Genomic DNA, 12288 nt, shown 5'->3' with positions numbered 1-12288 from the left:
CGTGCCTGACTACCCGGGAGGAATAGCCACAACCAAACAGCCACCCCGTCACGCCAGGCCCGACCACCCGGCGCGGTCAGCCACGCCCGCAGCCGACCCAGCCCACACCGGAAATCCTCACCTCAGACCTGGGTATTCCCCTCGAATGGAGCGTATATGGGTGTATGGCCGCGTCTGGACGAGTTCCAGGTATTCGACCACGAGATTCGCCGTCTGCGGCGGGCGCGCAGCCTCAGGGGGGAACGCATCAGCAGGGCCGCGCTGCTGCGCGTTGCCATCGACCTGGCGGCGGCCCAGGCAGGCCGAGACGACATCGAGAACCTACAGCGCAGATCTTCCGACCATCCAGACTCTGGATGGTCGGAAGACCGGTAGCGCACCCCCGTGCCGGCGCATCACCCCAGGTCACAGGCCCAGGCCGACTTCTGGCACCCCACAGGATTTCGGAGTCCCACAGGCTAGTCAGGGACCCTCTCACCAAAGACGTCCTTGGTCATCTCTTCGATCATCAGAATCCTGGCGCGTCGTTGATCGCCCGCGGTGTCAACTGCCTGGCCCTGATTATGGATGGGTCCGTGCGGAAGGCGCGTCACTCCGGCCTCAGCCACATCTTGCGGTGTCGCCCAGTCGGTCGGCTCCGGCAATCCCTTTTCCGCTAGCAGGGCCCGGAAAGGCGGTGTATCGGTCTTGCCGAGAACCAGGTTGAGCACATCGACATTGTAGGGACGCAGCTCGGCCCACAGGGACTCGCCGAAACACAGTTCGAAGGCTTTGCTTCCCGAGTAGGCCGCCATGAAGCTGCTGCCACCATAGGCTGCGCCGGAATTGACCAGCAGTAATCCGCCGCGACGACGCGCTCGCATGGATCCGCCGAAATGATGACACAGCTGCATCATCGTCAGAACGTTGATGCGCATCAGATCCAGCCAGGGTTTGGCGTCGATGTCGAGGAAGTGCGCTCCGTTGGTGTCGGCACCTGCGTTGGCGACGTACAGCCCGATCTCGCGGTCGCCTACCGCTTCGATGACTTGCTGGGCGCCGTCATCAGCTGCCAGGTCCACTGACGCCGTGATGCATTCAACGCCGGTTTCGGCGCGGATCGAGTTCGCCAGGTCGTTCAACGGTTCCAACCGTCGCGCGAGAAGGACGGCGGGTAGACCCTCGGAGGCTATACGGCGGGCGAATGCCTGCCCGGTCCCTTCGGAGGCGCCCGTGATGACTGCCCATGGTCCGTACTTTTCTGCAAATGGCATGGAATTTCCTTCGGTAGCCCGCGGCTTCCAGCCGCCAGTGCTCGCGCTCACCAGCTTCACCTTGTGGTCTCGTCCAGCGTCTGAAACCTTGGCGCGTGATAGAAAGGCAGTTGAAAGTGCAGATGGATGCTGATACTCGACAACTAGCTACCAGCTTTCGTCGGATGCTCCCTTTGGTCTAGCCGCCGCGCAGTTCCAGCGGTTTCCGGCCGGATCGCGGAAGTGCACCGGCCGCACTCCATCGACGATGATCGTGGTGAAGCCCTGGCCGCTTTAAACCACGAAATGCGGTGTTGCATCGACCGGAATGGGGGCCTCGCCGAAGTAGCCCGCACCGGCGTACCCGACGGCAGTCGCCGTGTGCGTTGCACGCCCCCGGCCTGGCTGCGCATCCGCCGGTACGCAGCCAGGCGCCGGCTACCGTCGTCCGATCCCCTTGCCGCTCCTCCGTCACGTGCACGAGACCTACCTGCGCGGATGGGGCGGGAGCGGCCCTGCGGCCGGAGTCGGGGGACGACGCGGTGGGGCGGGCCACCGCGTCACTCCACGCCACGAGCAGCCTGCTCGAGCCCATCGACGACAATCAGAGAGGCTCATGGAGCCTCGGACTCCTGAGCGACGATCGCGTCGACGGCCGCCAGTTCCTCGGGGGTGAGCCGCCATCCGGCGGCGGAGGCGTTGGCGATGACCTGCTCGGGCTTCGTGACGCCGGTCAGGACCGACGCAACGGTTGGCTGGGAGGCGAGCCACGAGATCGCGAGCTCGAGCAGAGAGTGCCCTCGTTCCTCGGCGAAGGTTGACAGCTGCTCGACGGTGGCGAGCCGCTCGTCGGACAGCGGCGGGCGGCGGGCCATGATCCCCTGGCGGAGCATGGTACTGACCGGCGCGTCGGCACCGAGCCGTGCGTTCGGCGGCGGTGGTTCACCCCGGCGGTACTTGCCAGTGAGGAGTCCGCTGGCGAGAGGAAAGTAGGCAAGGACGGTCATGCCATTGCGCTCCACCGCCCCGAGCACGTCCTCGTGGGGGCGCTCCAGCACGCTGTACTGCACCTGACAGGACCGGTACGGCGAGAACGACGACCGAGCCGCGGTCTCGGCGGCGTCGTCCAGCATCTTGCCGCTGAAGTTGCTGCAACCGACCTCGCGCACCTTGCCGGCGCGCACCAGCCGGTCGAGCGCTTCGAGGATCTCCTCGACCGGTGTGGCGGGGTCGGGCTGGTGCTGCTGGTAGAGGTCGATCCGGTCCGTCCCGAGCCGCCGCAGGCTGGCCTCGACGGCAGCCACGATGCGCGCTGCGCCCCGCTGATCCGGGTCGGCCTCACTCTGGTTGAGGAACTTCGTGGCGATGATCGCCTCGTCCCGCCGCCGGCCGAGCGCCGCCCCGATCAGCTCCTCGGAGTGCCCTTCGCCCAGGAAGGACGTGATGCTGTATTCCTCGGCGGTGTCGAAGAGGTTGATGCCCGCGTCGAGGGCGGCGTGGACGATCCGATCGACCTCGCGCTCGTCGCAGCCAGCGCCGAAGAAGTCCGTACCGAAGTTGTTGCCGCCGAGACCGACGACGGATACCTCCAGGCTGCCGATGCGCCGAGGACTCACGCCGACGGCTCCGGGATCCGGTCGGTGCGCGGTCGGGCCCACCCCGGGCTGGTGGCCTGTACCGAGCGGCCGAGCTGTCGTCTCGGTGCGCGCCGGCCCTCGACCGTCCCTCATCGGTTGTCCACCTGGACGAGGAGCTTCCGGGCGGCGTCGACGCACCGGCCGAGCCGGTCGTGGGGACCGACACCGGCGTCGGCCTGCGAGCGGAGAGGCACTTCGAGTCCGATCACCAGGTGGCGCGGCAGCGCCTCGAGTATCTCGAGCAGTGGCAGCTCGCCAGCGCCCGGCACCATCCGTTCGAAACACGCCTCTTCCATGTAGTCGGGGATGGTGGGCACAAGCGGAGCGTCACTGAGCTGGATGTACCCGATCAGGTCAGGGTCGACGGCGGCGACCTCGGCCGGGCCGGAGCCGGACCGCACGAGGTGCATCGTGTCGATGAGGAGACGGAAGTCCGGCCTCCCCACCGCCCGGGCGGCGGCGAGCGCCGTGGGGAGGTCGGCGATCGCGAGCCCGGGCGAGAACTCCAGCGTCGTCTCCAGCCCGAACTCGGCGGCCATCTCGGCAAGCACGCCGAACTGGTCGACGCTGCGGCCGAAGTCCGGATCGAAGGTGACGGTGTTGATCCGCTGGGCACCGAGCTCGGCCACGATGGCGACGTCGCCGGCGAGGTCACGGATGTCCATGCCGGGATGGAGCACGAACCCGTCGCCCAGCGAAACCGTCACGCCCCGATCGTGCAGGGCGGCGAGCGTCTCGCGCCGCAGGGCGAGATCGTCCCGGAGTGAGAAGGGTGGGTAGCCGTAGGGATTCGGTAAGGCGCTCAGGGCGAGCGCCACGTACTGGAGCCCGAGGTCGGCGGCCAGGCCGACGGATTCCACCGGCGGAAGTCCCATCACGCTCAGCGGCTCGATCGACAGTCGTTCCATCGTTCTCCCTCTCATAATCGCGGTCCTCGGGCCCCGCCGACCACGGCGAGGCTGGCGGTGACGCCCATGTGGCCCGGACCCAGGACGAGCAGTGATTCCCCGGGTTCCGCGGGGCGTACGAAGGTCGCCGAGTTGGACAGGCACTCGTAGACGGTGAGTTCGGTCGCCGGCAGGTCGTCGCGGAGCTTCTGCACCTCAGAGCCCGGCACGAGCTCCATGTAGTCGGCGTAACCGCCGAACAGCCCGGACGCCTCATCGACCGGGAAGTCGAACCCGTAGACGCGCGATCTCCCGTCGGCCGTCGCGACGTAGGAGCGGACGCCTACCCGGTCCCCCTCCTGCACGCTGAACTCCGCGGCCGCGGCGGGTGAGATCTGCTCGATCCGGCCGACGATCTCGTGGCCCGGAACCGTGGGGAACACGCCTCCCGACGGCACCGGCGCGTGGCCCCTGAACTGGTCGACGTCGCTGTGACAGATCCCGACCGCTTCGACCCGGAGCACGGCGCAGCCGGGCCGGAGCCTGGGCTTCGGGATCTCGCGGAGCTGCCAGGTCTCATCACCGTTGAACACGATCGCACGCGGCAACCGAGCCTCCCCAGTTGACTGAGCCAGTGTTACCTGGCGCGTGCCCGATAAGTTAGCACTTCTCTGGCACGTGCCAGGAATTTGTTATCGTCACCGCCGTGACGGTGGCTGGGCATCCGCAGCGGCGAACGCAAGTCGAGCGCCGCGCCGCGTCCGAAGCAGCGTTGCTGCGAGCCGCGGCCGAACTGATCGCGGAGCGCGGGTTCGAGCGGACGTCGCTGCGCAGCATCGGCGCGCGCGCTGGGACGAGCCGAGAGATGCCCGCCTACCACTTCGGGTCGAAAGAGGGCTTGATCACCCGGCTGGCCGAGCGCGCCCACGAGCGCACGCTCGAGGCAACGGCCGAGGCCCTCGAGCGCACCGACCGGCGAGCCGAGGAGCTCTCCGCCCTCGAGGCGCTTCGTGTGACGATCGAGACCTACCTCGAGGTCTTCGTCGCCGCCGACGCACCCGAGGAGCGCGCTGTGGTCGTGATGTGGGGCGCGACGTTCCCGTCCGACTCCCCGCTGCCCGCCGTCGTCCACGCAGACCGGCAAACACATCGCGACCTCGCCGAGACCATCCGAGCCGGTCAACAGGACGGATCGATCCGCGCCGACGCCGACGCCGACGCCGCTGCCGTGCTCGTCATGGGGATGGCCCGGGGCATCGCAGCCCTTTCCCTCGCGCATCCCGGCGCCGCCGATCCGGCCAAAGTCCAAGCCCTTTGCGGTGAGGTCATCACCGCATCGCTCCAAGACCCGAGCGCCACAGCGCCACGCGGCCCAGTAACACCGACCACATCCAGGCGGACGTCGCGGCCCGGCCAGTGAATGCCTGGCGTCTCACGCCCGCCCACCTGTGGGGCTCCAGAATCCGGGTTTCGGTCTGTGCGCTGGTCTTCTGTAGTTGGCGTGGTTGTCGGGGGTGTCGTCAGGCGGAGTTGCGGCACTCATTGATCAGTCCACCGAGGATGCGTGTGCGACGGACGGCCGAAGGACTTTCTCGCCGGTCTGGGCGGCTTCTCGGCGCAGGCCCAGCGGCGGATCATGCTCGAGAGTGCCCGGGAGCTGACACTGCGCTGAATGCGCACCGGTCGCGGTGCCTGCCGACCCACGCTGCGCCGGATCGGGTGCCCCTGAAACCTGTAGAACGTGGTAGTGGACAGCACCAACCCTGCGACGCAGGACGTCGGCCAGACGCCCAGGTATGAGCGTCCCCGCCGCCGTCCTGGCCGGCCACCGCGCCTCAACCGGCAGATGGTCATCGACGCCGCGATCGCCCTCGATCCGGACAGCCTTACACTCCAGGCGGTCGCCGACCGTCTCGGAGCGGACCGTAAGGCAGTCAGTTACTACGTGTCCGGTCGAGAGGAGCTCCTCGAGCTCGTCACCGCGCAGACCCTGGCAGCCGAGCTGGAGCACCTGCGTATCCCCGAGGACAGCTGGCAGGAGGCCGTCCGCGTCTACGCGCGCGGGGTGCGCCGTGTGCTGCTGCGCGAGGCCTCGCTGTCGCTCCTGATCGACAGACTTCCCGGAGCCGGCGTCCTGGTTCCGGCCGACGCGCTGCTCGCCAGGCTGCTCGACGCCGGCTTCGACGAGACCGGTGCCAGCCATGCCCTCGCCCTGATCACCCGCGTGGTGTTCACCAACGCCAAGGACATTCTCTTCGCCGCACGCTTCGCCCGGCACCCCACGCTCACCGAGGTTCAGCGCGTCCTCGCCGAGCTTCCCGGCGACCGGCTTCCCCACCTGCGGCGGGTCCTCGCCCGGGAGCAGTCCCCGGACGACCCGCAGGAGTCACCCTTCGAGCTTGAACTCGAGTTCATCGTGGCCGGCCTGGAACGCCTTCTTGCCAGAACCCCGTCACCGGGCGGGAACTCCTGATCCGGGTGGCGGATCGGCGTCGCTGTCAGCTCCGGCGTCGGCGTCGGTAACAGGTCGGGCGGTCTCCTCGCCAGGACCATGATCGCTGTGGGATGGGCCGGGCGGGTCCGGTCCCGCTGGCCCTGGAAGGACGCCGGCCATGCCGACGGGGTGACTCGCGAGGAGGTCGGCCCGGGTTACCGCCGCCGCGGCCAGCGAACCACCGACCGCGTTCTCCATGCGGACCTCGCAGCCGCCTTCCATCAGCGTCACCCCAGGCCGGCAAGGGCAGCGCGTTCGACTCCCCGAGTCTCCGGACCTGCGGGAGCGAACCATCCCGGCCTGGCCGCTGGAGTGACTGCGGTTGACTGGCGCGGCACTCCGCCCGCAACCTCGTGTCCGGGACGGGCGCGGCCGGGAACTGCCGCTGCGGGCATCGGTGCCACGCGCCGGCGACTCTGTCGCCGTCGATCCGCTTCACGACCTCTCCGTGCTCCAGCACGGCCACTCGATGCGAAGCGTGCCGCACCACCGCGAGGTCGTGGGAGATGAACACGTAGGCGACGCCGGTGGTGTTCTGGAGCTCCACGAGCAGGTCGAGGACCGCCCACTGGGACGGCGGGTCGAGGGCCGACACCGGGTCGTCGCAGATGATCAGTTCGGGGGAGAGGGCCATCGCGCGGGCGACGGCGAGGCACTGACGCTGGCCGCCCGAGAACTCGCGTGGTAGCCGTCGGCCCGCACTCGCCGGGAGACCGACCTGGTCCAGCAGCTCCCGCACCCGTCGGGCAGCCGCGGCGACCGGGACCCGCTGGGCGCGCAGTGGCTCGGCAAGGGACGTCTCAACCGTCAGCGCCGGATCGAGCGAGCTGTACGGGTCATGGAGAACAGCCTGGATCTTGTCTGCGAGGCGCTGCCGCCTGCCCCGGGACAGCCGGACAATGTCCTGCCCTTTGAGACGGATCGAACCCGAGGTCACCGGTGCGAGCCCCAGCACCGCACGGCTGAGCGTGGTCTTGCCGGATCCGGACTCGCCCACGATGCCTAAACACTCGCCAGGGCGGACGTCGACCGACACACCCCTCAGTGCTCGGACCGGGCTCTTGCGAAAACCTCTGACCGGATAGTCGACCACGAGGTCTTCGACATCGAGCAGTGTGCTCACGTCTCGGCCTTTCGGATGCGCGGATCTTAGGTCGTGGAGAGCGGGTTCCCGGGACCGCACTTATTCCCTGCCGGGAGAAATTAAGGTACACGTAGCCGTAGGTCAAGGGACGCATCGGTACCCGAGGGCCCCGCCGGGAGGCCCCTCGGTGTGGATGCGTCGCTCAGTCATCACCCTGTGCTGTGGATGGGGTGCGCGTGGGTCTGCCGTCGCGGTTACGCCCGGGGAAGGCTGAGGAGTTGCCGGCCGATGATGCCGCGGATGATTTCTGAGGCGCCACCGGAGATGGTCAGGGCACGACCCCAGAGATAGTTGTGATACCAGCGGTCGGCGACCTCGTGGCCGCTGTCGTCGATGGACGTCGACGAGGTGAGAAGCTGCATCGCCACGGCCACCGCCGCGTCGGGCCGCAGGCCGACGCCCCCCTTCGCCTCGGGGACGCAGAAGCCGGTCACACCGAGCTCCGCGAGGGTGCTCCACCCCTCGCGCCAGTCAGCCGCCGGCATCGACGGGAGTTCCTGGTGAGCGGTTCCCAGCGTCCCGCGTAGCGCGTCGCGCAGCTGGCGGATCTCCTCGGCGGCGCCGGTGGTGATCAGAACAGCATCAGCTCCCGCTTGGGCCCGGAACCTCAGTTTCGACGTCGACTTCGATATTCTGAGATGATGTTGAGCCCACCGTCAAGCAGCGACCACGGACCCTGGACACGGGGTCGGTGCTGCCCGACGGTCAGACGCGTCGGCGAATTCCGAGCGCGTTCGTCCAGAGGATGGTGAGCTGTTGCACCGCCGTGTCGAGATCGAAACGGGAGCTGTTCTCCGTGTTGAACAGGAGGTCCGCGAAGTAGGCGACCATGCCGCCGAGCGCCTGCGCGGCGTACGCGGGGTCGACGTTGCGGTCGGCGAGGTCGGCGTCCTGGAGTATTCTCACCCGTCGCTCGATGGCGTGAGCGAAAACCTCGTGGCGTTGCAGGCGGATCTTGAGGACGTCGTTGTCGAAAGTGGCGACCTGCTGGATGACCTGCATTATCTTGGCATTTGCGGCGTACGTTTCCAGATAATGGCGGTTGGCCGCGCGGATGCGTTCGATGGGATCGGTGGCGGAACCAGTCGGCTCGGGAGTGAGGAGATCGAGCTCGACAGAGTCGACCACTTCCCGGAAGATCTCCTCCTTGGAGACGAAGTACGTGTAGAACGACCCGTGGGAGAATCCGGCCAGATCGCAGATGTCGGCCACCCTGGCATGGAGGAAGCCGTCGCGCTCGAACACGACGCGGGCCGCATCGACGAGCTGGCTCCGGCTCTGACGACCTCGGCGGGTGCGCCCGGTACCGCGACGTTTGCCTACTTCAACCTCTTCGCGTCGCGCACGAGGGGCATTCGGCAGCGCGGTCCCGTGTTGGGTACGTTCAGGCACGGTGGGTCCTCTCGGCGCGTGTCAACCGGCTCTGCTGGCTCGCGCCGGAACCTGATGAGCGGATGACGGGTCTGGGGGGCGCTGCCGGCACCTCGTGGCGCCGTCGGGCCCGGTCGCTGCCGCTCCCGCTCCAGCCGTGCAGGCCGGACGGCAAGTCTGCCACGACTGCGGTCCCGCGCCACGCTCGCTCCACCTCCATGATGCCTGTGCTGTGTTCCACGCTCCGCCAACATCTAGCTTGACGTCGACCTCGACATCAACCTTGACATCGATATTTCCGATGTGACGATGTCGTGGATGTGATGCCTGCCATGGTTGGGGCTCGCCGGGCAGGTGATCGCGATGGTGTGAACCCTCGACCGCCAGAAGGCGGCATGTGGGTCGAGGGCGATGTGCACCGGTTGGGCCGCGGGGCTTTGCGACCCAACCGGCGGTCGTGGTGGTCAGTGATCCCGCAGCCGCGCTGCCAGGTCGCTGTCCTTCGCTGGTGACTCCATGACGAGCCGGGATCGGACGACCTTCCCGGATGCGGTGCGGGGGAGCGGGCCGTCCCAGCGCACGAGTTGCTCCGGTCCGGATGGACCGCTTGGCCCCACCGCAAGAAACATCGACGTCGACATTGACATTTGTGACCGTAACGGCCGCGTGTCGTCAGGGCAAGCGGACCGCTTCTGTCGGGGAGTCCCGGCTTGAGGTGCGCCACCGGCTCGGTGGCGGCCCGGTAGTGGCGCCAGTGGCAGGAAACTCGAAATTGACATCGAAGTTACATGCGGGCTATGGTCCGCGCGTGCCAGTGCCGAAGGTCGCGCTCGGGCTCAGCCTTGCCGGAATCCACGGGGACGCGGCGTCACTCGCCGATGTCGCCCGGCGGGCCGAGCGGTCGGGATATGACTCCGTGTGGACGGGTGAGGCGTGGGGGAGCGACGCGTTCACGCCGCTGGCCTACGTCGCCGCGGTCACCAGTCGTCTCAGGCTCGGTACCGCCATCGCGCAGATGCCGGCGCGTACTCCGGCCACCACGGCGATGACGGTGCTGACGCTGCAGCAGCTTTCCCAGGGGCGCGTCCTGCTCGGGCTCGGTGCGTCCGGGCCACAGGTCGTCGAGGGGTGGCACGGCGTGCCCTACCGCCCTCCGGTGCGGATGACGCGTGAGTACCTCGCCGTGTTGCGCAAGGCCCTGGCCGCGACCGAGCGGCTCGAGTTCTCCGGCTCGGTCTACACCGTTCCCTACACCGGCCCGGACTCCACCGGGCAGGGGCGTCCGCTGCGCTCCACGATGCCGGCCGCCGCGGACACTCCCATTCTCATCGCCGCCCTGGGGCCGAAGAACGTCGCCATGGCCGTGGCGGAGGCCGACGGCCTGCTCCCGTACCTGTGGAGCCCGACGCGCTGGAGCGGTGCCTGGGGGGAGGCACTGGAGAAGGCACCCGAGGGATTCCAGGTGGCCCCCACTGTCCTCGCCTGCGTCGGGGACGATCTCGACGACTGCCGTGACCAGGTACGCCCGCGTATCGCGCTGCACATCGGGGGCATGGGCTCCAGGTCCAGGAACTTCTACGCCTCGCTGGTCTCCCGCTACGGGTACGCCGACGAGGCCAGCCGCATCCAGGACCTCTACCTGGGTGGCGACCGCGCGGCGGCCTGCGCCGCCGTTCCCGACGAGCTGGTCGACGATCTGGCGCTCGTGGGTCCGCTCACCCGGATCGCCGACCAGCTCGCCGCGTGGCGGGACAGCCCGATCACCACACTGATCGTGGAGCCGACCGACCTCGCCATGGTGGAGCCCATCGCCAGCCTGTGGTGACGGCCGAAGGAGCGAAGGGGAGTGCCATGCCCGACCTTGCGATGACGACTGTCGCCGACCTGCTGCGGCGGCGGTCCGCGGACGATGGGACAGCTCTGCTCCTCGGTGACCAGCGGTGGAGCTACAGCCAGCTGGTCGAGGAGGCGTCCCGCCGGGCGGCGCTGTTCGAGGAGCTCCGGGACGGGGACCGCCCACCGCACGTCGGTGTGCTGTTGGACAACGTGCCGGACTATCTGTTCTGGCTGGCCGCGACGGCTTTGTCGGGGGCCGTGGTCGTCGGCGTCAACGCGACGTACCGGGGTGATCAGCTCGGCCAGCTCATCCGGCACACCGACTGCCAGCTTCTGGTCACCTCGTCCGGCTACCAGCCGCTGTTGGACGGGGTGGACACCGGTGTCGCCGCCGACCGGGTGCTGGTCGTCGACGGGCCGGACTACGCGGCACGGGTGGCGCGGCAGCGGCCGCTGCCGCCCGACCGGCCGGTGCGGGCCGAGGACCTCTTCCTGCTGATCTTCACGTCGGGATCGACGGGCCTGCCGAAGGCGGTGCGCTGCACGCAGGGGCGGTTCGCGCGTACCGGCGCCCACGTGGCCCGGATCGCCGAGCTGGGCGACGGCGACGCGGTGTATTCGCCGCTGCCGTTCTTCCACTCCAGCTCGTTGTTCACCGGGTGGTCCTCCGCGCTGAACGCGGGGATCCCCATCGCGACCCGGCCGAAGTTCTCCGCTTCGAACACCCTGCCGGACATCCGCCGGTTCGGCGCCACGATGATCACTTACACCGGCAAGGTCCTCAACTACATCCTCGCCACGCCTGAGGGTCCCGACGACGCCGAAAGCTCGTTGCGGCTGGCGATCGGCAACGAGGCGTCGGTGCGCGACATCGGTGTGTTCGCCCGCCGGTTCGGCTGCACCGTCCGGGACAGCTACGGCTCCACCGAGGGCGTTGTCATCGTCCGCCGTGACCCGTCGATGCCCGCGGGCGCCCTCGGCGCCGCCGATCCGACGGTCCGGGTGCTCGACGCGCAGACCGGGCTGGAATGCCCGCCGGTGACGTTCGGTCCGGACGGGCGCCCGACCAATCTGGACGAAGCCGTCGGTGAGATCGTGGAGACCGTCCCCACCGGCGGGTTCGAGGGCTACTACCGCAACGAGGAGGCGACCCGGTCCCGGTTCCGGGACGGCCGGTACTGGTCCGGGGATCTGGCCTACCGCGACGCCGACGGCTGGTTGTACTTCGCCGGCCGGTCGAACGAGTGGCTGCGGGTCGACGGCGAGAACTTCGCGGCGGCGCCGGTGGAGGCCATCGTCGCCCGCCATCCGGACGTGCGTTCCGTCGCGGTCTACGCCGTTCCCGACGACCCGGTCGGGGACCGGGTCATGGTCGCCCTCGAGCTGCGGGGCGGCGCCGGGTTCGATCCCGCGGCGTTCGACGCCTTCCTCGCAGAGCAGCCCGACCTCGGTCCCAAATGGTGGCCGGCCTTCGTCCGGGTCACCGGGGAGCTGCCGAAGCTGGCCAGTATGAAGATCGACAAGATGTGGCTGCGGCGCGAGGCATGGCGGGCGGACGGTGTCCTCTGGCGGCCCGCGAAGGGCGAGGCCCTGCGTCTGCTCGACGACGCCGACCGCACCCGACTCGACCCACTTCTCGGATGAGCGACGCACCGGTTCCCGAGCAGGCAGGGAACTCATGACAGCG

General features: G+C 68.7%; 11 protein-coding genes. 4 read left to right on the top strand and 7 right to left on the bottom strand.

The features are described from left to right. Positions 1-458 precede the first annotated feature (458 nt). The 4 genes from FMEAI12_RS27445 to FMEAI12_RS37390 form a co-directional block, all read right to left on the bottom strand. On the bottom strand, positions 459-1313 hold the full coding sequence (locus FMEAI12_RS27445) for an SDR family oxidoreductase (RefSeq protein ID WP_235014626.1): 855 nt from the start codon (positions 1311-1313) through the stop codon (positions 459-461). 533 nt (positions 1314-1846) lie between these two features. Then, complete coding sequence (locus FMEAI12_RS27440; RefSeq protein ID WP_112108363.1) at positions 1847-2848, bottom strand: aldo/keto reductase; 1002 nt, start codon at positions 2846-2848, stop codon at positions 1847-1849. Between the two features lie 110 nt (positions 2849-2958). After that, entirely contained in the window at positions 2959-3777 is an 819-nt protein-coding gene (locus FMEAI12_RS27435) for a sugar phosphate isomerase/epimerase (RefSeq protein WP_235014621.1), read from the bottom strand. A gap of 11 nt (positions 3778-3788) precedes the next feature. After that, complete coding sequence (locus FMEAI12_RS37390) at positions 3789-4364, bottom strand: medium chain dehydrogenase/reductase family protein (protein WP_165938781.1); 576 nt, start codon at positions 4362-4364, stop codon at positions 3789-3791. Between the two features lie 164 nt (positions 4365-4528). Here FMEAI12_RS37390 and FMEAI12_RS27430 point away from each other — a divergent pair, with 164 nt between their 5' ends. Together FMEAI12_RS27430 and FMEAI12_RS27425 are read left to right on the top strand one after the other, a co-directional pair. After that, positions 4529-5176, top strand: coding sequence for a TetR/AcrR family transcriptional regulator (locus FMEAI12_RS27430; protein WP_368672114.1), 648 nt, complete (start codon positions 4529-4531; stop codon positions 5174-5176). Positions 5177-5503: 327 nt separating this feature from the next. Next, entirely contained in the window at positions 5504-6229 is a 726-nt protein-coding gene (locus FMEAI12_RS27425) for a TetR/AcrR family transcriptional regulator C-terminal domain-containing protein (protein ID WP_131627085.1), read from the top strand. 25 nt (positions 6230-6254) lie between these two features. On the opposite strand, the gene FMEAI12_RS38715 is transcribed toward FMEAI12_RS27425, so the two are convergent. The 3 genes from FMEAI12_RS38715 to FMEAI12_RS27410 all read right to left on the bottom strand — a co-directional run bounded on the left by FMEAI12_RS38715 (position 6255) and on the right by FMEAI12_RS27410 (position 8786). Continuing rightward, positions 6255-7343, bottom strand: coding sequence for a dipeptide/oligopeptide/nickel ABC transporter ATP-binding protein (locus tag FMEAI12_RS38715; protein WP_255565747.1), 1089 nt, complete (start codon positions 7341-7343; stop codon positions 6255-6257). Positions 7344-7588: 245 nt separating this feature from the next. Then, positions 7589-7879 (bottom strand): hypothetical protein, encoded by a 291-nt coding sequence (locus FMEAI12_RS38710; RefSeq protein WP_235014616.1) that lies wholly within the window; start codon positions 7877-7879, stop codon positions 7589-7591. 220 nt (positions 7880-8099) lie between these two features. Continuing rightward, on the bottom strand, positions 8100-8786 hold the full coding sequence (locus tag FMEAI12_RS27410) for a TetR/AcrR family transcriptional regulator (protein WP_112108355.1): 687 nt from the start codon (positions 8784-8786) through the stop codon (positions 8100-8102). Between the two features lie 793 nt (positions 8787-9579). On the opposite strand from FMEAI12_RS27410, the gene FMEAI12_RS27405 reads away from it, so the two are divergent. Both FMEAI12_RS27405 and FMEAI12_RS27400 read left to right on the top strand, forming a co-directional pair. After that, on the top strand, positions 9580-10590 hold the full coding sequence (locus tag FMEAI12_RS27405; protein WP_112108354.1) for an LLM class F420-dependent oxidoreductase: 1011 nt from the start codon (positions 9580-9582) through the stop codon (positions 10588-10590). A 26-nt stretch (positions 10591-10616) separates the two neighbouring features. Next, a complete protein-coding gene (locus FMEAI12_RS27400; RefSeq protein ID WP_235014612.1) occupies positions 10617-12245 on the top strand; it encodes an AMP-binding protein in 1629 nt (542 codons plus the stop codon). Positions 12246-12288: the final 43 nt, after the last annotated feature.

The sequence above is a fragment of the Parafrankia sp. Ea1.12 genome (genome assembly GCF_900465275.1).
Classification (GTDB): domain Bacteria; phylum Actinomycetota; class Actinomycetes; order Frankiales; family Frankiaceae; genus Parafrankia; species Parafrankia soli.
This window is presented reverse-complemented; position numbering and strand designations above follow the sequence as displayed.